The following is a 21,351-nucleotide window of genomic DNA, read 5'->3' on the forward strand; positions in this document are numbered from 1 at the left end:
CCAACTGCCTGACCATGTCCACCGCGTCGCGCTTCAGCTCAGCCGAGTACCGCTTCGATCCTGCCGCTGCCATAGGTTTCATTCTCCCTTGAGACGAACCCTCCGGAAACACCGGGACGGATCATCTCGTGGTCGGATGCGAGTGCGGGGGCTGCAACGGTGGCCATCGTGAGTCTCCTTGTGGCGACGGTATTCCTGACCCCTCCAGCATTCGCCCACGCCCCAATGAGCACGAGGGACTTTTGACCCGCTGGCGTAGGACCTTTGCGTGGCTCGATGACGCGCTTCAGTCGATGATCGACCGGACGAGATGCTCCAGTGCGTCGGCGGTGCGGTCCAGGGGTGCCGTGCTCCGCTGCGCCCGGCACATGGCCACCGTTCCCTCGATCGACGCGACGATGAGGATGGCGGTTCGCTGAGCCGTGTCATCTTCGGCGCCGTGCATTCTCAGCGATTCGGCGAGCAGGTCGGTCCAGCGCTCAAAGGCCCGTGCGGCCGCCTGCAGTGGAGCATCGTCGTCATCGGGTTCTTCGACCGACACCGCGAGCACCGGACACCCGGCACGAAAGTCGCTGTTGACCACCACATCTCGCCACATGTTCACGAACCGCCCCAGTCCGCCGACAGGTCCGTCGGCGGAGAGGGCGTCGCCGAGGACGCGCATGGTCAGCGCATCTGCGAACTCGACCGCTTCGACGGCGACCTGTGTCTTGCCGCCGGGAAAGTAGTGGTACGTCGACCCCAGTGGTGCACCTGAGTGCTTGGCCAATTCCCGGACGCTGGTGGCACGGAGGCCACGCCGCCCGAGCATGTCCGCGGCACCCACGACGAGCTGTTCGCGGGCAGTTCGCTTTGCCATCGGTCCCTCTCTTGCCTATGACGGTCGTTCTAGCGTAGCGTCCGTGCCATCGTATGACGATCGTTATAACCAACAGAAGGGGAGCTGACACGTGAAGAGCCTGATGTTCGTCAAACCGGGAGAGTTGCGATTCGATGAGGTGGACGATCCGACGATCCTTGATCCCACCGACGCGCTGGTGCGGCCGATCGCCTCGACGACGTGCGACCTCGACCACCACGTGATCGCCGACAGAACGCCATTCTCGCTGTTCGGACCCTTCGCGCTGGGCCACGAATGTGTCGGTCGGGTGGTTGCGGTGGGTGAGGAGTGCACGGAGTTCGCCGTCGGCGATGTGGTTGGTGTGGCATGGCATATCGCCTGCGGAACCTGTGCTCAATGCGCGCTCGGGCATCCGGCCCGCTGCCTGCTGCATGGGGACGCGCAATACGGTCTGCCCGTCAACGGGTTGTGGGGAGGCACGTTCGACGAACTGGTCCGTGTCCCGTTCGCGGACTACAACCTGGCACAGCTGCCCGACGGCGTTGATCCGATCCACCTCGCCTCCATCGGCGACAGTTTCGCCCTGGGGTGGGAGACGGTGATGCCGGCGGTCGAGGGCATCACCGATCCCAAGGTTGCTGTCTTCGGCGGCACCGGTTCTATCGGGCTGTACGCCGTCGATGTCGCCGTGCACTGCGCCAACGCCCACACCGTCTACTACGACGACGACCCGGTCCGCATGGAAGTCGCGGCGAGACTCGGCGCCGAGGTTCATGACATCGCGGGCAAGCGCGACAGGGACTTTCACGTTGCGGTCGATGCCTCCGCTGATCCTGCGAAACTGCGCAAAGCGTTGCTGTCGGTGGTGCCGGAGGGCACGGTTAACAGTGTCGGCATCTATTTCGAGGACGTGTCGTTGCCCATGCTCGCGATGTACCAGCGTGGCGTCAGCTTCCACAACGGTAAGGGGATGGCCCGACCCAACATGACCCCGACACTGCAGGCCGTCGCCGACGGGACCCTCCACCCAGAACTGGTCACCAGCGGCGTCTACGCGTGGGACCAGATCCCTGATGTGCTCGCCGGTCCGAACGCCAGCCACAAACCGATCTTCGTCCTGGATCCAGCCTGACTGACTCGAAGAGTTCGGTGACCACGGCGCTGAACTGGGCAAATACGTTAGTGCCGTGCCCGCGAAATCTAGGGGAAGAACTTCGTCCCCGGGGTTCGTAGTCGTCCGCGAGAATCTTCTGGGGGAGGACTCCAAGGGTCGGGGAAGAAGCTTCTCCCCCTACTTTTGTGCGGCGGCGCATCCAGTCCACGGACATGAGATCCCGCCGCGGTGCGCCCATCGCGTGGACGAAGTCGACTGTCCATTGATCCGTGTGAAGTTGAGCCGGGCATCCGGGCTCAACTTCACACGGATCGCGCTCGTGTTCGGTCGAGGAGTTCCACGGCGACGGTCACTGAAACGGTCGCCGTGACGTGTCACCGAGCCCGAATATGCCCTCGGAGGCAACTGAGGAGGACCGTTTCAGACGGCTCCGCTCGTCCCGCCTGCACGATCGCCGCCGCAGGCGGCGGGTGGGTCATTGATTGCTGCCGAGGGCCGGGTCACAGGCGTACGACGCGCGTGTGTCGGACGGTCGTCGACTGGCAGATGACCAGGTCACGTGTACCATCCCCGCCATGACCGACGCCGCGCCGGCGTCGGGGTGCACTGTCGCAGGGAGCCGTGTTCACGGCGGGGGAGCGACAGTCGGGGGATGCAGGGGGTAAGAAATGACCAATGTGCCGAGTGACGACATGCTCGCCCGCATGGTGTACGGAAGCGGCGACCAGCACTTCATGGCGCGACTGGAAAGCATCATCGAACGCAGATTCCTGCGCATGGCCCGACGAGTCAGCGGGATTTCCATGCAGCGCGCGTTTGAGTCGGACTGACGTCTCGCGAAGACGCCATCGTCGGCGCTCAGGGTCTCCCGGCGTGCCCGACCGTCACCTCGACGGCACGGATCGTCGCTTCCCGCGCGGCCGACCGCGCATGCTCGTTGAAATCCGGTGCGCAGCAGATGAATAGGGTCCTGCCGTCGGTGCCGCCGAGCATGCAGGCGTACACGCCGGTGCCGACCGCGATCTCGTCGACGATCTCGCCGCCCTCACGAACTCGGATGACTCGGTTCCCCAGGGCGTCGGCGACCCACAGGCAGCCGTCGGCGTCGAGGCCACACCCGTCGGGTCCGACCGACGCGCCGGCGAGCGCCTCACCCAGCACCCTGGTCGTTGGCGGTTCGGCGAACTTGGCCCAATCGCGTCGGTCGCTCAGCGACCCGTCGGGCGCGATGGAGAACGCGCTGATCCGATCGCCGAAGGTCTCGTCGACCAGCAGAGTGGCTCCGTCGGGCGTCACGACACTGCCGTTGGGAAACCAGAGGCCGGTGGCGACCACCGTGACGGTTCCGTCCGGATCGATGCGCAACAGATCCGCGGTGTCGAGGTCGGCGCCGGCCATCAGGTCGAAGCCGAAGTTGCCGAGCCACGCGCGCCCTTGATCGTCGACGACCATGTCGTTGGGGTGGCCGCCGACATACTCACTGACGTCCGCATGGACGGCAGTGGTCCCGTCGGCTTCCACCCGCAGAATCGTGCGGTCCCGCATCGAGACGACGAGCAGCCGACCATCGGGAAGCCACCCGAGCCCCGACGGCTGTGCCGGAACCTCGAGTTCGGCGCGCAGATCGGAGCCGTCGGCGTTCACCGAGTTCACGGTGTGAGTGTAGAAGTCGACGAACCACAGACGCCCGTCGTGCCACCGGGGACATTCGGTGAACGACATGCCGGAGACGACGGTTCGGATCTGCGGGCTGCTCATGTTGCGACTATAGGTAGTGACTCCGCCGACGTGGTCACGTTTCGCCAAGAGTGTAGGAATACTGCTTGTACACAACGTGTTTGACCAACGTGACAGCTGGGCCGCCGACTCTGCCGTCGGCTGACCCGAACGGGTCGGTCTCGGCATTCGGCCCCCAAGCCCCGATGTTGGGCGTAGCGTCCCGAACAGATGGAGAGGACGCTCATGCACACACATGTGAGAACACTCGTCGTGGCGATCGCGGCCGTCGCACTGACACTCGGCGGTGGCGGTGCCGCAACAGCAACACCGCCGGCCAATGCGGGCCTTCACCTCAGCGCAAAGGCGAACAACGCGCGCTGCACCGTGACCTTCACCATGCTGAACTACACGAATGCCCACAACTGGTTCACCATGGACTACTGGTTCGCCCAGGAGGATCAGCCATGGGCGCCACCGGATGCCGAGATGCACTCGAGCGGCTGGGATCCCAACAATCTGCCGACACCTTGGCGGATCGTCTCCGGCGCGAAGCGACCAGTCGCTCGATATACGCCTGCAAGCCCGTCGGACTCGACCGGATCACTTCGCGGCGCACTGCCCGCGAGTTTTCCGCAGGCGGATAGATACGGCTACAACGGGATCTACACGAACTTCAATCCGACTGCGCTCACGAAGCCGTTCAAGACGACAGTGACTTTCGATCTGCGAAAGGTGACACCGGCGCCGCCTGCCGCGGTCAACGGCAGATACACCATCCGCTATCGCGTCTATCTCGGCCCCCAGACGCAGGCGTATGGGTACTGGACGCCTCGGTCGATCACCGTGGGCGGTTGTCGCAGTAGCAACGGTTCACTCGACTGGGGATCGATACATCTCTGACACGGACCGCACTCGTCGCCGTCGGACCTGACGGACGTCGACGCAACGCAACGGTGCCGCCTCCCGGTGTGGGAGGCGGCACCTCTTTCCTGCTCAGGCAGAGACGAGTTGGTCCTCGGCCTTCTTGCTCTCGCTGTATCCGGGCGGGCCGAAGATGTAGCCGAGGCGACCGCGCCAAGTGCGAGCCTTCGCCGTGTCGCGGAGCATGGCCACGGTCTCGATGTAGTTGTACTTGATCGGATTCTGGGTTTCGACGTCGTGGATCAGGCCGTAGCGGACGGGCTCGATCTCTTCGGCATAGGACCCGAACAGCCGATCCCAGATGATGAACACCCCGCCGTAGTTCTTGTCGATGTAGGGCTGGTTGGAGCCGTGGTGTACGCGGTGATGCGACGGGGAGTTGAAGATGAACTCCAGAGGCGCCCACAGCTTGCCGATGCGCTGGGTGTGGAACGGAATCTGGAAGATCAGGCCGGCGGTGTTGAGCAGGAAGATCATCCACACCGGGAATCCCAACAGCGCTGCAGGAAGCCAGGCGAGACTGCGCAGTGTGTAGGACACCGGTTGGAACCAGGGGAGCCGCAGATTGGTCGACATGTTGAAGAAGTTGCTGGAGTGGTGCACGCTGTGCGCTGCCCACGGCAGCCGGATCCGATGATCGGCGCGGTGCGCCCAGGGCGCTGCCCAACAAGCCGGTCGATGTGACCCTCGACGGTTGTTGGTGGCAATTCTTGCCGCGATCATCGACGCGGCCATTTTCGCGTCGTCCGGGATCTTCGGGACCGCACTACTGCCTGCGCTCACGATGACCATGATGCTGGTCGCGGCCGACCTTGCTCTGGCCCTTCGCCCCGGCACCGCCGCAGTGGTGGCCTACATCCAGGTGGTCACTCGAATCTGTGCGTGCCTTCTTCTCGGCCACTACGGACTGGCTTCCGGGATCGGGGACGTCGGTGTACTGGTTGCGGGCTACCGAGCTGGAGCCTGGCTGCCCACGCGGGCCTCGGCGACCGTCCTCCCGGTTCTGATGGTGGGTGTCGCCGTCGCGGCACTGATCAACGGCACGGCTGATGAGTGGTGGATGATCCCCGCGATCGGCGTGTCGAATGCGTTGATTCCGTGGCTCGTAGGCAGATACACCGCTGCCGGTGGCGCGTACGTGACCAAGTTGGAGATGCAGCGGGAGAACGACCGCGCGGTGATGGATAAGGCGCTCGCCGACGAGCGTGAGGCCATCGCACGTGACCTCCACGACGTCATCTCCCACCACGTCAGCGCCATCGGAATCCACGCGGGCGCCGCCCGGATGGCAATGGGATCGGACGTCGAGGCCTCGACGCGGTCCTTGGAAGCTGTGGAGTCGTCCAGCCGCGCGGCAATGATGGACCTGCGGCGCCAGCTCGATCTCCTGCACGGGCGCGACGCCGCCGGCGACCGTCAGCCCGGACTCGCCAACATCTCCGAACTGGTCGACTCCGTCGGTGCAGCGGGACTCGACGTCGAGCTCGATATGACCGGCGCCACCGTCGAACTGCCTGCATCACTTGACGTCACCGTCTACCGAATCGTTCAAGAGATGCTGACAAACGCGCTGCGCCACGGCGACGGAAGCGCCCGCCTCAATGTGCGCGTGAATCATTCGCGAATCGTCATCGAAGAGTCCAACGCCATCGCCGCCGAGACCTACCCTGGCGGTTCGCTGCACCGCGGCCTCGACGGCATGCGAAGGCGCGCAGAGCTGTTCGACGGAGATGTCGAGTGTGGTGCAGACGCGTCCGGCCGCTGGCAAACCAGCGTGGCGATCCCGATCGGAGCATCATGACTCAACCCATCACCGTGCTCGTCGCCGACGATCATGCGGTGTTCCGTGCGGGGCTCAAGGCCATCATCGACGCGAGCCCGGACACCGTCTGTGTCGCGGAGGCCGCCGACGGACGTTCCGCCATCGAAGAGGCGCAACGGGTCCGGCCCGACGTGGTGGTGCTCGACGTGCGGATGCCCAGACTCGACGGTGTCGGCGCCATCGGGCCGATCGTCGGCTCAACGAATGCTCGGATACTGATGCTGACGACCTACGACAACGAAACAGTGCTTGCGGAAGCACTACGTGCCGGGGCAGGCGGGTTTCTGTTGAAATCGTCGCCACCGGAGGAACTCGTGGCTGCGATCCGCGTGGTCGCGCGCGGAGATTCGGTGATCGATCCCGCCATGACCCGGCGCCTCGCCGCAAGGGTCGCCGACACCCTGGCAGAGGTGCCGGTGCCGCCGGAGGTGGCGACTCTGACGACGCGCGAGTACGAGGTGATGTTGCTGATGGCTGATGCACTCAGCAACGCCGAGATCGCAGGCAAGTTGTACGTCGGGGAGCAGACCGTCAAAACGCATGTGTCACACATCCTGGCGAAACTCGGTGTGCGCGACCGAATCCAGGCCGTGGTCTACGCCCACCGACACAGGCTGTCCGAGATCACGCGATCGTAGTGGTCCTGTCCACAGATTTGGCGGGGGTCTTTGGCGTTCGATGCTACGTTGACGGCATGCGCGCGAATGCCGTTGGCGGCCCATCACACTCGAGGGGTATCTCGTGGGAAAAGTAGTCATGTACGCCTCGGTGTCCGTCGATGGCTTCATCGCGGACGAAAACGACCATCCCGGACCACTATTCGACTGGTTGACCACCGGCAGCGTCCCGCTCGACGAGAGTGGTGTGCTGAAGGTGTCGCAGGAGTCGTTCGACTACGTCCGGCCGTACTGGGATCAGATCGGGACGACCATCGTCGGCCGCCACGTGTTCGACATGACCGACGGCTGGGATGGACAGCCTCCCAGCGGGATCGACCATGTGGTGGTCGTGTCGCACCGGCCGGCGCCCGAGGGCTGGGACCCCGAGGCGCCGTTTCTTTTCGTCGACGACATCGAGGCGGCCCTCGCGGCAGCGCAGGAACTGGCCGGTGACCGCATCGTGGAGGTCGCTGCGGGAGACGTCGGTGGCCAGGTGCTCGCCGCGGGCATGATCGACGAAGTGCGCATGGACGTTGTGCCCGTCGTGATGGGAGCCGGTAAGCGGTTCTTCGGGTCGCTCGACGCGCAGCACATGTTGGACGATCCCGACGTGGTGATCCAGGGTGATCGCGTACTCCACCTACGCTTCCGGGTGCGCCGATAGCTGCCGCCGCGGTTGAGTATGTGGCGGTCGGCTAATCGAGGATCTCGTGCAACCGCCGGGCGAACGCCTCGGGCTGGCCGGCATAGCCGAATTCGCCGCCCATGAAACCTCCGTGGTGACTCGGGAACACTGCTGCCTCTTGGCCGAGCAGCGCGGCGGTGGCTACTGCGGTCCGGCCGGTGAATGTGTCGCGGGACTCTTCGCCGACGGCGATCACCACGCGGGTCGGCGCGGCGGTCACCGCGTCGACGTCCGGCAGGTAGTCGAGGAAGGCAACGGATCGGTCGGAGAGCAGAGGGTCGTCTCTCGATCCGTCGTCGTCGGCCGGCATGCCGAACGCAGCAGGGGCGGGTGCGGGCTGGGCGAAGTAGGCGTCGGTGAACTCGCCCTGCCACGAGGTCATCGCGAGAAACGCCGCCATGCCTGCGCCCCAACCCTTCTCGGTGTAGACAGCCTTGAATGCATTGGTGGCACGTTCGGCGGCGTCGGCGTCGGGCAGAACATTGAGGAGCGGCGGCTCGTGGGCGACAAGCGTGAGCAGGTCGGCCGGATATGTCGCCACCATGGCGAGTGCAGTCACCGCGCCGCCGCTGCTCGCGAACATCTCCACAGGTCCGACGCCGAGCGTCTCGATCAAGGCGTGGAGGTCAGCCGCCTGAACCTCGGGTTCGTTCTGGACGCGTCCGTCCTTGCGGGTACTGCGGGCGAACCCACGTGGGTCGTAGGTGACGACGGTGCGGTCGCCGAACAACGGCACCAACGCACTGAAGCCGCTGGCATCCATGGGCTGGGCGACCATGAGGAGCGGCGGACGACCGTCGGCGGTCGGGAGTGGACCGTGGACGTCGTAAGCGAGGTCCACGTCGGGAAGTTCGAGGATGTGCGCGGTCATGGTGATACGGACTCGCCGAGTGCGGAGAACTCATCGGGCTTGCGACAATCAACCATGTCCAACAGTTGGCCTCCTCACCTCGATGTCGGCGCCGTGCGTTTCGCACGCCCAACTGCCCGATTCGATGCGATCGTGCGCTTCTACGGCGAGACGTCGGTCTTCCGATACTGGCACAGTGGCGCAACCACGACGGTTACGACGGCATCGTATTCGGACTGCCCGGCGCGCCCGTGCACATGGAACTCGTGCATGACGGCGGAAGGATTCCGCATCCCAATCCAGAGAACCAGTTGGTCCTCTACCTCGGCGGCGCAGAGGCGGTCGAGGCTGTGAGCAGCCGACTCGTCGGACGAGGCCACCGTCCGGTGCTGGCTGCGAATCCGTATTGGAACACCAACCACGCCGTGCTCTTCGAGGACCCTGACGGATGGCTGGTTGTGTTGGCGCCGTGGGTGTTCGAGTAGTTCCGGATTCGTCAGTCACGTTCTGCCTACACTGTGGCCGTGCACCTCAAGTTCGGCCGCCCATCGCTGCAGCCCTACCCGCGCATGTTCGACCTGCCACCGGCCGCCGACGGAGGCTGCAGCGTCACGTTCGCCGGGGTTTCGACCTTGCTCTTCGACGACGGTGAGTCGGCAATACTCTTCGACGGCTTCTTCTCGCGGCCCTCGCTGGCTGCGGTAGCGCTCGGCAAGATCGCCCCGAACCGTCAGCGTATCTCGAACGCGTTGGATCGATTAGGGCTCGGCGGGCAGGGTCCTGCGGCGGTGGTGCCGGTGCACACGCACTTCGACCATGCTCTCGACTCGGCACACATCGCCGCACGTACCGGCGCGACGCTGGTCGGGGGTGAGTCCGTCGCCAATATCGGCTGCGGCGCCGGGCTTTCCGAGGATCGGATTCACGTGGTGGGCCACGCGACAACTGTGACCTTCGGCAAGTGGACGCTCAGGTTCGCCGAGTCAGAACACTGTCCGCCCGATCGGTTTCCAGGAGCTATCACCGAGCCGTTGGTCCCGCCGGCCAGGGCGTCGGCGTACCGCTGTGGCGAAGCGTGGTCGGTGCTGATCGAGCATGTGAGCGGCCGGTCGGCGCTGGTGCAGGGGAGTGCCGGATTCGTGCCCGGCGCACTCGACGGATGGTCGGCGGACCGCGCGTATCTCGGTGTCGGGATGCTCGGCCACCGGCCCCACGAGTACATCACCGACTACTGGACTCACACGGTTCGCGCCGTCGGGGCCGGGCACGTCGTGCTGACGCACTGGGACGACTTTTTCCGTTCGCTCGATCGACCACTACGAGCTACCGCATATGTCGGGGACGACCTGGACGCGACGATGCGCGTGCTCGGCAAGCTGTCCGCCGACGACGCTGTGCCGCTTCACTTTCCACGCGTGTGGGAGCGAGAGGATCCATGGGCTCTGTCCCTACCTACATGAACTCTGGGGCGCCTCGGCGTTTTCAAGATTCGCGCCACCGATCACCGATCGGCTCGGCGGCATGCTCTTCCGCGTGCCCGTCTGACGCCCTGCGTCAGCGCCCCGATTCGGCTCGACCCTTGAGGTGCTCCAGGGTGGCGGACACATGTGACTCGAGTTCATCGGCATGGGCGGCGGGTCCGCCGAGGAGGCGGCCGAATACGCGGGCGATCCAAGGCATCCCGTCAGGCATGTGGCGTTGTTCGCGCAAGATCGTCGACTCGCCGTCCGACGCGATGCTGTAGGTCCAAGTGGCTCCACTGGTCTTGGTGTGCCAGGACAGTTCTCGCCCGGGGATCACCGACACGACGTTGTTGATTGTCGGCCAGATGATGAAGCCGCTCCGGTTCCACCCGATGTAGGTTTCACCCGACTCGAAGGCGCCCTTTCGGCGGCGAGTGATCGCGAACAACTCCGGGCTGGCCTCGGGCATCGTGCGTGGGTCGCTCAGCAACTGCCAGACACGATCTGCGGTGGCGTGAATCGTGACCTCGGCGTCGAAGTCGGGATCGAACTCACTTGTCGTGATATCAACATTGTGCCGGTCGTGGATTGGAGAAACGCAACGGCCACGTCGCTTCCATTCCGGCACGGCTGCCGCCCGCCCCGGTCTAGCCTGCAGGAATGACTCCGGCTCAGGACGGCGATCACACCACGTGGTCACCAGAAGTGGTGACCGCCCATGCAGGTGCCCATGCGGTCGCTGTCGCTCGAGCACACGGGGTCGACACGATGTTCACCCTCTCCGGGGGGCATGTCTTCCCGATGTACGACGGCGCGGTGAACGCCGATCCACCGATGCGCATCCTCGACGTCCGACACGAACAAACCGCCGCCTTTGCCGCGGAGGCCACCGGCAAGCTGACCAGGACGCCAGGGCTCGCAGTTCTCACCGCCGGACCCGGCGTGACCAACGGCGTGAGCGCCATGACACAGGCATTCTTCACCGGCTCGCCGATGGTGGTGGTCGGTGGCCGGGCGCCGGCGAACCGGTGGGGGATGGGATCTCTGCAGGAACTCGATCAACCACCGATCCTGGCTTCCGTCACCAAGCTTGCCCGAACACTCCACACTGCGGCCGACGTCACCACCGGTCTCCACGAGGCCTTCGAATCGGCCGGCACATCCCATCGCGGCCCGGTGTTCGTCGACGTGCCGATGGATGAGTTCTTCAGCACCGCAGCATCTTCGCATCCAGTGGTGGGCCCCCGAACTCCGATCGCACCCGATGGAGATGCGCTCGACGCCATCGCGACGATTGTCGGCGAAGCCCTCCGACCCGTCCTTGTTCTCGGAACCGATGTGTGGTCCGACGGCGCGGAGGAAGCGGCCCTGCGCCTCGTCGAGGGCCTTGGCGTGCCCACGATCACCAACGGGATGGGCCGGGGCGTCGTGCCCGGTGGGCATCCACTGCTCGTCAGCAAGGCTCGTGGGCGAGCGCTCGGCACTGCCGACCTGGTCGTCGTGGTGGGCACGCTGCTCGACTTCCGGCTCGGCTACGGAACGTTCAGCGGCAAGAACGGTGCGCCGGCCGCTCGTGTCGTGCATCTGGCCGATTCGCCTGGTCAGCTCAGCGGTCATGCCGCCCTCGCCGGCTCGGCATCGGGAGACCTGACACTCGTACTCGACGGATTGCGTGAATCTGTCGAACAGGCAGGGCGAAAACCAGATTGGGACTCGTGGGTCGCGTCGCTGCAGCAGGAGGTTGCCGCAGCGACGGCGCGAGATGCCGATCTTCTCACCGCGGCAGCGGATCCCATTCACCCGGCTCGCATCTATGGTGAGCTGATCCCACGATTGGCCGACGACGCGATCGTGATCGGTGACGGCGGCGACTTCGTGTCGTTCGCGGGTAAGTTCGTCGAGCCCAAACGCCCTGGCGGATGGCTGGATCCAGGGCCGTACGGATGCCTCGGTGCCGGACTGGGTGCAGCGATCGCCGCGCGCCTGCATCGACCGTCCGGGCAGGTGGTGCTGCTTCTCGGCGACGGTGCGGCGGGATTCTCGCTGATGGACGTCGACACTCTCGTCCGGCACAATCTGCCCGTGGTGATGGTGTGTGGCAACAACTCCGCGTGGGGACTGGAGAAGCAGCGATGCAGATGCTCTATGGCTATGACGTGGCTGCCGATCTGGCACCACAGACCCGCTACGACGCAGTGGTCACGGCGCTGGGTGGAGCGGGGGAGACGGTCACCGATCCCGGTCAGATCGGCGCCGCAATCGACCGCGCGTTCGCCGCTGACGTCCCGTACCTGGTCAACGTCGCCACCGACGTCAACGCACCGTACCCGCGGAGCACTTTCGGGAACTGACGATCGACCGTCAACTTCCGAAGCGAGGAAGCCGGCCGAGTCGATCGTGCCAGCCTTCTGCAGCCGTCTGGTGCCACTGCAGCGGGCGCGGAACGTAGCGCCAGGTCAACCGAATACCGTGCCGAATCGAGCGGTAGCCAGCCTGATCCGAGCGAGTCCAACGAATGCCGAACCGATCACGGACCGACGGAGGTAGACCACCGAAGAAGACCAACCGCATAGGCGGGGCCAGTGCTGCGCGTACCGGCAAGGTCGGCAGCAACGTGTCTGCCACCGGGCGAAGGCGAGGGTGGCTCGGGAGGTACGGGGAGGTGCTCATGTCGGGCACGGCCGATCGGTTGATGACCGCTATGAGGTGGTCAGACGCCGGATTGGGTTCGAGCACCGCGTCGCACACGCGCATGAACTCCCGATCAAATGCGGCGCGGTCTGGCGGCATGGGCGCTGTCGACACCCCGTAGCGCCGGTACCACTCGCAACCCTCGGCATACAGACGCGCGTCCTCGTCCTCGGTCAACCGATGGCGGTCCCAATACAGCGCCAATCGGTCGACCATCCGCTGAAACGTCGCGTGCGCCCACCAGAACGTCGCTGGTTCCAGAGCGTGATAACGCCGTCCGCTCGGGAGCGTTCCCTTGATCTCATGGTGAAAGTCGCGGACCTGCATGCCGGTTTTCCCGGCTTGCGGACTGTAGACCGCACCGAGAATTCCCGGCAACGAACGGAACACCCGATCCACCGGGTCGTCAAAGAAGTCTGAGTGGTTGATGAGGCCCTGACCGATTGCGGGATGCATGGTTTGGAGCAGACCCGCTGTGCCGCCTTCAAAGGCGATCCGCATCACCGATCGTCTCGGCGGCATGCTCGACCGTGTCTCCGTCTGAAGCAACCCGCCGATTCTGTTCGTGACCGCGGAGGAACGGCGTCAGGCAGGTTCCAAGGACCGGGCGGCCTTCGCCAACGCAGCCAGAGTTCGCAGGACAGACTCACGTTTGGCACTCAAGTCCGACACCTTGGCCTTGCCGCTGAGACCCGAGTCGTCCTGCGCGACAGCGAGGCGCTCGTCGAGCTCAGCAAGTTGCGCCAGCAATTGCTCGGCCCGGTGCGCGAGTTCTGCATGGTCCGGCTGGGAAACATCTGACGGCCGAGTCATCGCCGACCTGCCGGTCCGCGACTGGCCTGTGGGCGTTGCTCGCTCCGCCTGCGTACGACCCGCCTGGGCGGTCGCGACGACGCCACGCTTCCCGGATCGGGATTTCTCACGCTGCGACGGCTCGGTGCGGGTACGGTTCAGCTCCGCCCGCGCCGCGCGAGCCGCAACACGGTGCTCGCGTTCCTCTTCGTCGTCGGACTCCAACGACCCACCCAAGGGCCGCAGCCCATAGAAGTCAACGAACTCGCGAGCCTCAGCGATGGTCTGTTCCGCGGTCCGGCAACGCACACAGCGCGGTTCATTGCGGAAATACGCGAGGTCGTCGGTCGACGAGCACCACACACATTCACGGAGAGTGACGTCAGTTACAGGGGCGTCGGCAGTCGATGAAGGCACGGGCGATCAGACTACGCCACAGCGCTTTTCGCGGTGGATTGGGGTTGGCCCGTCAAACTCGACGTCGCTCCTCTCACCCTCTGGGAGTCGAAACTGGCTCTCCGAATTCTCACCAGTCGTGTAGACGGTTCAGTATACCCTAAGGTAGCCTCGACCCATGGGGACGACGACAATCAAGGTGTCCGTCGAACTTCGGGATCGCATCAACCGCGATGCCGAAGCACATGGCGTCACTGCAGCGGGACTCATCGAGAAGCTGCTCGATGGTTACGAGCGCCGACAACGCATGGAAGCATTCGGCAACGCATTGCGGGCGGCCGACGCGGACTACTGGGACGAGTTCCGGGACTGGGACACCACCCTGAGTCCCGGCGACGATGCCGCCTGATCTGCGGCGGGGGACGGTCGTATGGGCCGAGTTGGATCCCACTCGTGGCCGCGAGCAGGCAGGCCGGCGTCCCGCGCTCATCATTGCCAGCGACCTGTATCTAGAGCAAGCCGATACACTCGCAATCATCCTGCCCGCTACGACAATTGAGCGGGGATGGCCAAACCATGTACGCCTTCGCGGGCCTGCCTTCACACCGACGCGACCCACATTCGCAATGACCGAGCAACCACGAACAGTCACACGCCAACGACTGCACGACGTCATCGGCGCCGTCGACCGGGAGACCATGGATGAAGTCGACCAGTGGCTGAGGGACTTCCTTTCCCTTCCGTCACAGTAGATCTCGACCGAGTTACATGCGTCGTCGAGAGTTGGTGGTCAGGGCAAATCTGCGCCGTCGTCCGATGGTCACCCCGATTTGCGGGCGAGCGCTGGTTCGGTGCTGAGGAATTCGTCAAGGATCCCGACAACAGCCTCCGGCGACTCGGCGTGCGGGTAGTGGCCCACACCGGGCAGTATTTCGAGGCGGCTCCCGGGCATCGCCTCGTGCGCGGCGATGCCGTGCGCAACCGGGATGATGTCGTCTTTGTCGCCCCAGATCAGTAGCGTCGGCAACTCTTCATTGAGGTACAAGCGGTTGAGTGCGCTGACCGCCTGCCCACGGTGATCCACCACTGAGCGCAGCGTCCGCAAGAATGCGCGGCGCGTATCGGCCTCGGCGAGCGACGAATACGCACGCCATGTCTGATCGGCACGCGGAGAATGAATGCCCGCCGACGACGCCCAGGACCGCACTTTCTCACCGGCCCGCAGAATCGGATTCGGCGCGATCAGCGGCAACACGAACTCGGCGCCGGGAGCGGCCAGCAGTCGAAGGATCCAGCTGACGTCGGGGCCCAGACCGCCGCTGCTCATCAGTACGAGCCGTTCGCAGCGGTCGGGATGTTGGTAGGTGAACTGCATCGCGATACCGCCACCGAGTGACTGACCCACCACGGTCACCTTGTCGATTCCCAGTTCGTCGAGAAGATCGCGCAGGAAGGCGGCGAACGCGCCGAGCGAATAGTCCCCGCGCGGCTTGTCCGACGCGCCGTGACCCGGGAGGTCGGGCGCGATGACCCTGTGCGTGCGGGAGAGCGCCGGAAAGACTGCGTCCCAGGTGAGCGCACTGCCTGCCATCCCATGAATGAGAAGCAGCGTGTCGCCGCTGCCGGCGTCTCGATACGCGACCTGATCCCCATGCAGATCGAGAAACTTGTATTCGCTGCTCACCATCGTCACTCCCGCGAAGGTAGGGCGTACGTCCCGCAGTGCCGGGTTGGCCGGTTCCGCAAGTAGGCGTCGGGGACGATTGTCTGCCGATTGTGACCACACCGGGTCACAGAGGTCAATTTCGCAGCTCGCCTCACATTATGCGATGGGCGGATCACCTGACGGGCGGCCGGTCGGATTTCGGGATCGTGGCGGTCCCGCGCCGGTAGAGTGCACTTCGTTCAGACGGGCGGAGGGGCAAGGGCAATGACAACCAACTTGTTCGACGTGGAGGGCAAGACCGCGTTGGTGACCGGTGGGACAAGCGGGATCGGCGCGATGCTGGCGCGGGGTCTCGCCGATCGCAGGGCCCACGTCGTGATCACAGGCCGAAACGAGAAGGCGCTGGAGGAGGCCTGTAACGCGGGTCTCGTTGCGCTACAAGCGAATTTGTCGACGCCTGATGCATGCCGAGCATTGGCGGCGCAGGTCGCCGAGGAGTTCGATCACCTCGACATTCTGGTCAACAACGCCGGGGCCACCTGGGGCGCGCCCTTGGAGGAGTTTCCCGACTCCGCGTGGGATCGAGTTCTCGATCTCAACGTGCAGGCGCCGTTCACCCTGACACAGGCGTTGCTCCCACAGTTGTTGGCCAAGGCCACCGAGGACGATCCGTCGCGCGTGATCATGATCGGCAGCATCGACGGAATTCGGGTGCCGAGTACTGCGTCGTACTCCTATTCGGCGAGTAAGGCGGCCGTTCATCAGATGACCCGACACCTCGCTCGCGATCTCGGCCCACGTCACGTCACGGTCAACGCGATTGCGCCGGGTCCGTTCGAATCAAAGATGATGGCACACATGCTCAATGAGTTCCGCGACGAGATCGAGGCGAGTTCACCGTTGGGGCGGATCGGACGTGCCGACGATGTGGTCGGCACAGTGGTTTTCCTCAGCAGTCGGGCGGGTAGCTACCTCACCGGAGCCGTGATCCCTGTCGATGGGGGCATGTCCACCACGCGGTGACCCGATGAGAACACAGTCGCGTTCTGATCAGGCTCATGTGCCGCAGAAGGTCTGGAATGAGGCTGTGAATGATTCGGGGGCGGGCATGGCGTAGTGGTCCCGCTCGTCGAGCTGGTCGAACGGCTGTGTCACCGCTGCCAGGAGTTGCTCGAAGGGCGCCAGATCCGCGTCGGCCGCTGCCGCCAACGCGGCGTCGAGGTGGTGGTTGCGTGGGATATAGAGCGGGTTGATGCGGTCCATCCGGTCCGCGGTCCGCTGATGGTCGTGGCCGAGACGGTCGAGTGCGCCACGCCACCGCTTCAGCCACGAGTTCCTGTCGTCGGCGGGGATCAGCGTCGCCAACGGTGTGCTCTCACCGCGCAACTCAGCCGCCAGAGCGCGGAAGGTCCCGGTCCAATCGGACCGGTGGGCGTTCATCAGGGTCAGCAGATCGTCGATCAACTCGTGCTCGTCGCTGGCACCCAGGAGCCCGACCTTGGCCCGAAACCCTTCGTCGAAGTACCGGTTGTATCGAGCGTCGAAGGTGGTGAGTACCTCGGTCACCGCGTCGATCGCCGCCCGCGGTTGATCGCTCACGAGAGTCAACAGCGTCTCGGCGAAGCGTGCGAGATTCCATTTCAGGACGGTCGGCTGGTTGCCGAATGCATAACGTCCGCCGTGATCGATGGAACTGAACACCGCCGAGGGATCAAAGGCGTCGATGAAGGCACAGGGGCCGTAGTCGATGGTCTCGCCGGAGATCGTGGTGTTGTCGGTGTTCATGACGCCGTGGACGAATCCGACAAGCATCCACTTGGCGACCAGGGCGGCCTGCCGATCGAGCACTGCCTCGAAGAAGCCTATGTACCTGTTGTCGTTTCCGTTCTCCGGGAGTTCGACGAGCTCGGGAAAATGGCGGGCGATCGCGTAGTCGGCGAGCGGCTGCAGCAATTCCGGATTGCGGGCGGCGAGTTCAAAAGTCCCGACACGAAGGTGGCTCGCCGCGACTCGGGCCAGCACTGCGCCGCGTTCGACCTCGGTGCGGTGCACACCGCGCCCGGTGGCGACGACAGACAGCGAACGCGTCGTCGGGATACCCAGCGCGAACATGGCCTCACTCACCAGGTACTCGCGAAGCATCGGGCCGACTACCGCGAAACCATCGCCGCCGCGGGAGAACGGCGTCGGCCCGGACCCCTTGAGCTGCAAGTCGACTCGAGATCCGGTCGAGTCGACGAGTTCACCGATCAGCAAAGCTCGCCCGTCGCCCAGGAGTGGTGCGTAGCCGCCGAACTGGTGTCCGGAGTAGGCCGTCGCAACGGGTGTGGCGTCGACGGGTGTTGCGGCACCGGACAACAGCGCGAGGCCGTCGTCGGACCGGAGCGTGTCCATATCCAGACCCAATGACTCGGCGAGCTGCGGATTGACCGCCAGGAGCGTGGGTTCGGGCGCATCCGCCCCGCGCCATGGAACGGTCAGCGGTGCCAATGCGTCGGCAAACGTTCGTTCGAAGCCGGAAATCGCCGAACTGGCACGAGTGGGGGAGTCAGGTACTGCTGGCACGCGTCCAGCGTAGCCGCGCGACTCGATCGCGGATGTCGTCTGTCAGCCGCACACGGCGCCACGAGACGCCGAGGTGACCAGTTTGGAGTACTTGGCCAGTACCCCGCGGGTGTAGCGCGGGGGGAGCGGAACAAAACCCTCTGCGCGCGAGGCGAGTTCGGCGTCGTCGACCAACAGGTCGAGCCTGCCCCGACCAACGTCGAGCCGTATCCGATCACCATCGCGGACGTGGGCGATCGGCCCGCCGTCCACCGCTTCGGGCGCGATGTGTCCGACGCAGAGTCCGGTGGTGCCGCCGGAGAATCTGCCATCGGTCATCAGCAGGACATCTTTGCCCAGACCGGCACCCTTGATGGCGCCGGTGATCGCGAGCATCTCGCGCATCCCCGGCCCGCCCTTGGGTCCCTCGTAGCGGATCACGACCACGTCTCCGGCGGTGATCGTGCCATCGGCCAGCGCATCCATGGCAGCGCGTTCTCGATCGAAAACCCTTGCCACACCGTCGAACACATCCGAGTCGAATCCGGCAGACTTCACCACCGCACCTTCCGGCGCGAGTGAGCCCTTGAGGATCGTGATCCCCCCGGTCGGATGGATCGGTTCGGAGATTGCCCGCAGCACCTTGCCGTCGGGATCCGGCGGCGCGATGGTGGACAGGTTCTCGGCGACCGTGCGCCCGGTGACGGTCAGGCAGTCGCCGTGGAGCAACCCGGCGTCGAGCAATGCCTTCATCACAACCGGGACCCCACCGATCTGGTCGACGTCGGTCATCACGTGACTGCCGAATGGTTTGACGTCGGCCAGGTGCGGAACACGAGCGCCGACTCGTGAGAAGTCGTCGAGGGACAGTTCCACCTCGGCCTCGTGCGCGATCGCGAGCAGATGCAGTACGGCGTTGGTGGAGCCGCCGAACGCCATGACCACGGCGATCGCGTTCTCGAAGGCCTCTTTGGTCATGATGTCGCGTGCCGTGATTCCACGTCGGAGGAGTTCGACGACGGCTTCGCCGCTCTGGTGGGCGTACCGGTCCCGGCGACGATCCGGCGCCGGCGGCGCCGCGCTACCGGGCAACGACATCCCGATCGCCTCGGCCGCGCTGGCCATCGTGTTGGCCGTGTACATCCCGCCGCACGCACCTTCGCCGGGACAGATGGCACGTTCAATCGTGTCGACGTCCTCGCGACTCATCAAGCCACGCGAACACGCGCCGACGGCTTCGAACGCATCGATGATCGTCACTTGGCGCTCTTGCCCGTCCGACAAGGTCGCATACCCGGGCAGCGTCGAACCGGCATAGAGAAAGACGTTGGACAGGTCTAGGCGCGCAGCGGCCATCAACATGCCCGGCAGGGACTTGTCGCAGCCGGCGAGCAGCACCGATCCGTCGAGTCGCTCGGCACTCATCACCGTCTCGACACTGTCGGCGATGACCTCTCGGGAGACCAGCGAAAAGTGCATGCCTTCGTGACCCATGGAGATCCCGTCGGACACTGAGATGGTGCCGAACTCGAGGGGGTAGCCGCCGGCGGCGTGCACCCCTTCCTTGACCGCCTTGGCGAGACGGTCCAGCGACAGGTTGCAGGGAGTGATCTCGTTCCACGACGATCCGACGCCGATCTGCGGTTTCGCCCAGTCGTCGTCGCCCATTCCGACGGCGCGAAGCATCCCTCGGGCCGCCGTCTTCTCCAGGCCGTCGGTCACGTCCCGACTGCGGGGCTTCATGTCGACGCCACTGTCGGCGACGGTCAGATCTGATGGGCTGTTCAGCTGCGTTGCCTTGCTCATAGCGCCACCATAATTGCCGGAACCGCAACTGTGTGCTGCGCGCCTGGTATCAAGGATTTATGACGTCAAGGGAGTCCGAACCGCACACCGAAGAGACGGACGTCGGCCCAGACGACGCAGCCTCGGACGTTCAGTCCGACCCGGCCGCAGGTGACGAGTCCGGCGACTGGACAGGCGAGGGCGGTGCAACCGACGAGGGGCCCGCGACTGACAGCGAGTGATTCGCTGAAGTCAGGTCAGTGCCTACTGCGGCAACGCCGCTGCCAGTCCCGCGAAGATTGCCTGCGCGGCCGGTGTCGGCCGGCCGTCGATCGTGGTGCTGTTGTCGGTGTTGGTCAGCACGATGACGGTGGTGTTGGTTGTGTAGTTGTGGAACAGCACACTGTTGTAGCCGGGGAGGTCGCCGTCGTGGCCCCACCACCCGTCGCGGTCGCCGAGGCCGATTCCGTAACCCGCCGTCGGGCTGTTCGGTGGCGGCGAGTGCAGGATCGAATCCCGGCGCAGCTGTTGGGTTCTCGCGTCGAGGATGCCCGCGCCGGTGAACAGGGCGGCACCCCACTTCTGCGGGTCGTCGAGGGTGGAGATCACCGCGCCCGCGGTGAACGCCATCGACGGATTCCAATGCGTGGAGTCGACGTTGCTCCCCGCCGGCTGGCCCTGGTTGGTCAGGCCAGATAGATATGGCGCCGGGATGGCGGTCGAATCACCGGGAAAGCTGGTGTTGTCCATGCCCAATGGACCGAACAGCCGTTTGCCGAAGACCTCGCCGATCGGCTGGCCGAGCACCTTCTCGATCACCATGCCCAACAGCCCGTAATTGGTGTTGGAGTACTGCCACCCCTGCCCGGGCGCGAACACCGCGGGCATGGACTTGGCGATGTCGACGAGTTGTTGAGGCTGCCAAGGTTTCTCGGGGTGCGCGAAGTAGGTATCGGTGAAGGCGTTCGATGCGGTGTAGGACGGGATGCCGCTGCTCATGTCGGCGACTTGCTGCAGTGTCGCCGACGGGTTCGGGGCGCCCGGCACGTATTTGCCGATTGGGTCGGCCAGCGAGACCTTGCTTTCCTGCACCAACTGCAGCAGCACCGTCGCCGTCATTGTCTTGGTCAGCGACCCGACGCGGGTGTGATCGGTCGCACCGGGCTTCGATGTGCCGCTCGCCGCGGTGGTCCCCGATGCGCCGGTCCAGGTGCCGTTCGTCGAGATGATGCGGGCCAGCGCCCCGGGCGCCCCCGTTCGGACCCGGGTGTCGTCGAGCACCTTCTGCAGCGCTGCGGTGGTGGCCGCGTCCATCGCGGTGGACACCGCCGACGAGGGGGTCGTAGGTGAGCTCGATGACGACGAACAGCCTGCGATTGCGATGGCCACCGCACTTACGACGA

The 21,351-nt window shown here is 65.0% G+C and carries 22 protein-coding genes and 1 pseudogene; 12 read left to right on the forward strand and 11 right to left on the reverse strand.

What is annotated here, in order from left to right:
* Nucleotides 1–286: 286 nt before the first annotated feature.
* Nucleotides 287–859 (reverse strand): helix-turn-helix domain-containing protein, encoded by a 573-nt coding sequence (locus ABZW74_RS18660; protein ID WP_240857071.1) that lies wholly within the window; start codon nt 857–859, stop codon nt 287–289.
* A 91-nt stretch (nt 860–950) separates the two neighbouring features.
* On the opposite strand from ABZW74_RS18660, the gene ABZW74_RS18665 reads away from it, so the two are divergent.
* Both ABZW74_RS18665 and ABZW74_RS18670 read left to right on the forward strand, forming a co-directional pair.
* Nucleotides 951–1,973 (forward strand): alcohol dehydrogenase catalytic domain-containing protein, encoded by a 1,023-nt coding sequence (locus ABZW74_RS18665; RefSeq protein WP_355278309.1) that lies wholly within the window; start codon nt 951–953, stop codon nt 1,971–1,973.
* Nucleotides 1,974–2,623: 650 nt separating this feature from the next.
* Nucleotides 2,624–2,785 carry a hypothetical protein gene (locus ABZW74_RS18670; protein WP_355278311.1) on the forward strand — a complete coding sequence of 54 codons (162 nt, stop codon included), beginning with the start codon at nt 2,624–2,626 and terminating at the stop codon, nt 2,783–2,785.
* A gap of 28 nt (nt 2,786–2,813) precedes the next feature.
* On the opposite strand, the gene ABZW74_RS18675 is transcribed toward ABZW74_RS18670, so the two are convergent.
* The gene (locus ABZW74_RS18675) at nt 2,814–3,713 is read right to left on the reverse strand and encodes an SMP-30/gluconolactonase/LRE family protein (RefSeq protein ID WP_240857069.1); all 900 of its coding nucleotides are present in this window, start codon (nt 3,711–3,713) and stop codon (nt 2,814–2,816) included.
* A gap of 216 nt (nt 3,714–3,929) precedes the next feature.
* Here ABZW74_RS18675 and ABZW74_RS18680 point away from each other — a divergent pair, with 216 nt between their 5' ends.
* Nucleotides 3,930–4,574, forward strand: a complete 645-nt coding sequence (locus tag ABZW74_RS18680) for a hypothetical protein (protein WP_355278313.1) — start codon at nt 3,930–3,932, stop codon at nt 4,572–4,574.
* A 93-nt stretch (nt 4,575–4,667) separates the two neighbouring features.
* Here ABZW74_RS18680 and ABZW74_RS18685 read toward each other — a convergent pair whose 3' ends face one another.
* Entirely contained in the window at nt 4,668–5,387 is a 720-nt protein-coding gene (locus tag ABZW74_RS18685) for a sterol desaturase family protein (RefSeq protein ID WP_355278315.1), read from the reverse strand.
* Between ABZW74_RS18685 and ABZW74_RS18690 the strand changes: the two genes are divergently transcribed.
* From ABZW74_RS18690 to ABZW74_RS18700, 3 genes are all read left to right on the forward strand, one after another.
* The gene (locus ABZW74_RS18690; RefSeq protein WP_355278317.1) at nt 5,296–6,396 is read left to right on the forward strand and encodes a histidine kinase; all 1,101 of its coding nucleotides are present in this window, start codon (nt 5,296–5,298) and stop codon (nt 6,394–6,396) included. The two genes, ABZW74_RS18685 and ABZW74_RS18690, sit on opposite strands and share 92 nt — an antisense overlap.
* On the forward strand, nt 6,393–7,055 hold the full coding sequence (locus ABZW74_RS18695; RefSeq protein WP_240857066.1) for a response regulator transcription factor: 663 nt from the start codon (nt 6,393–6,395) through the stop codon (nt 7,053–7,055). Before ABZW74_RS18690 ends, ABZW74_RS18695 begins: the two co-directional genes overlap by 4 nt.
* Before the next feature lie 103 nt (nt 7,056–7,158).
* A complete protein-coding gene (locus ABZW74_RS18700; protein WP_240857065.1) occupies nt 7,159–7,740 on the forward strand; it encodes a dihydrofolate reductase family protein in 582 nt (193 codons plus the stop codon).
* A gap of 31 nt (nt 7,741–7,771) precedes the next feature.
* Here the strand turns inward: ABZW74_RS18700 and ABZW74_RS18705 are convergent, their stop codons facing one another.
* Nucleotides 7,772–8,632 (reverse strand): alpha/beta hydrolase, encoded by an 861-nt coding sequence (locus tag ABZW74_RS18705; protein ID WP_240857064.1) that lies wholly within the window; start codon nt 8,630–8,632, stop codon nt 7,772–7,774.
* 65 nt (nt 8,633–8,697) lie between these two features.
* Between ABZW74_RS18705 and ABZW74_RS18710 the strand changes: the two genes are divergently transcribed.
* Complete coding sequence (locus ABZW74_RS18710) at nt 8,698–9,096, forward strand: VOC family protein (RefSeq protein ID WP_355278320.1); 399 nt, start codon at nt 8,698–8,700, stop codon at nt 9,094–9,096.
* A 39-nt stretch (nt 9,097–9,135) separates the two neighbouring features.
* Nucleotides 9,136–10,071: an MBL fold metallo-hydrolase gene (locus ABZW74_RS18715; protein ID WP_355278322.1), complete on the forward strand. Its 936-nt coding sequence runs from the start codon at nt 9,136–9,138 to the stop codon at nt 10,069–10,071.
* Nucleotides 10,072–10,165: 94 nt separating this feature from the next.
* Here the strand turns inward: ABZW74_RS18715 and ABZW74_RS18720 are convergent, their stop codons facing one another.
* Nucleotides 10,166–10,828, reverse strand: a complete 663-nt coding sequence (locus ABZW74_RS18720; protein WP_355278324.1) for an SRPBCC family protein — start codon at nt 10,826–10,828, stop codon at nt 10,166–10,168.
* On the opposite strand from ABZW74_RS18720, the pseudogene ABZW74_RS18725 reads away from it, so the two are divergent.
* Nucleotides 10,735–12,147: pseudogene (locus tag ABZW74_RS18725) on the forward strand (acetolactate synthase); the annotation flags it as partial. The gene ABZW74_RS18720 and the pseudogene ABZW74_RS18725 sit on opposite strands and share 94 nt — an antisense overlap.
* 288 nt (nt 12,148–12,435) lie before the next feature.
* Here ABZW74_RS18725 and ABZW74_RS18730 read toward each other — a convergent pair.
* Nucleotides 12,436–13,287: an oxygenase MpaB family protein gene (locus ABZW74_RS18730; RefSeq protein WP_355278327.1), complete on the reverse strand. Its 852-nt coding sequence runs from the start codon at nt 13,285–13,287 to the stop codon at nt 12,436–12,438.
* A gap of 63 nt (nt 13,288–13,350) precedes the next feature.
* Complete coding sequence (locus tag ABZW74_RS18735) at nt 13,351–13,974, reverse strand: hypothetical protein (protein WP_240857062.1); 624 nt, start codon at nt 13,972–13,974, stop codon at nt 13,351–13,353.
* A gap of 157 nt (nt 13,975–14,131) precedes the next feature.
* Here ABZW74_RS18735 and ABZW74_RS18740 point away from each other — a divergent pair, with 157 nt between their 5' ends.
* Nucleotides 14,132–14,362, forward strand: coding sequence for a toxin-antitoxin system protein (locus ABZW74_RS18740; protein ID WP_240857061.1), 231 nt, complete (start codon nt 14,132–14,134; stop codon nt 14,360–14,362).
* A complete protein-coding gene (locus ABZW74_RS18745; RefSeq protein ID WP_240857060.1) occupies nt 14,352–14,705 on the forward strand; it encodes a type II toxin-antitoxin system PemK/MazF family toxin in 354 nt (117 codons plus the stop codon). The genes ABZW74_RS18740 and ABZW74_RS18745 overlap by 11 nt, the downstream gene beginning before the upstream one ends.
* Before the next feature lie 68 nt (nt 14,706–14,773).
* Here the strand turns inward: ABZW74_RS18745 and ABZW74_RS18750 are convergent, their stop codons facing one another.
* The gene (locus tag ABZW74_RS18750) at nt 14,774–15,640 is read right to left on the reverse strand and encodes an alpha/beta fold hydrolase (protein ID WP_355278331.1); all 867 of its coding nucleotides are present in this window, start codon (nt 15,638–15,640) and stop codon (nt 14,774–14,776) included.
* Nucleotides 15,641–15,883: 243 nt separating this feature from the next.
* On the opposite strand from ABZW74_RS18750, the gene ABZW74_RS18755 reads away from it, so the two are divergent.
* Entirely contained in the window at nt 15,884–16,642 is a 759-nt protein-coding gene (locus ABZW74_RS18755; RefSeq protein ID WP_355278333.1) for an SDR family oxidoreductase, read from the forward strand.
* Between the two features lie 33 nt (nt 16,643–16,675).
* On the opposite strand, the gene ABZW74_RS18760 is transcribed toward ABZW74_RS18755, so the two are convergent.
* From ABZW74_RS18760 to ABZW74_RS18770, 3 genes are all read right to left on the reverse strand, one after another.
* Nucleotides 16,676–18,184 carry a protein adenylyltransferase SelO family protein gene (locus ABZW74_RS18760; RefSeq protein WP_355278335.1) on the reverse strand — a complete coding sequence of 503 codons (1,509 nt, stop codon included), beginning with the start codon at nt 18,182–18,184 and terminating at the stop codon, nt 16,676–16,678.
* Between the two features lie 42 nt (nt 18,185–18,226).
* Nucleotides 18,227–19,969: a dihydroxy-acid dehydratase gene (gene ilvD, locus ABZW74_RS18765; protein ID WP_240857057.1), complete on the reverse strand. Its 1,743-nt coding sequence runs from the start codon at nt 19,967–19,969 to the stop codon at nt 18,227–18,229.
* Nucleotides 19,970–20,212: 243 nt separating this feature from the next.
* On the reverse strand, nt 20,213–21,262 hold the full coding sequence (locus tag ABZW74_RS18770) for a serine hydrolase domain-containing protein (RefSeq protein WP_355278338.1): 1,050 nt from the start codon (nt 21,260–21,262) through the stop codon (nt 20,213–20,215).
* Nucleotides 21,263–21,351 lie beyond the last annotated feature (89 nt).

Source organism: Gordonia sp. NPDC003585 (assembly GCF_040610755.1).
In the GTDB taxonomy this organism is placed as follows: domain Bacteria; phylum Actinomycetota; class Actinomycetes; order Mycobacteriales; family Mycobacteriaceae; genus Gordonia.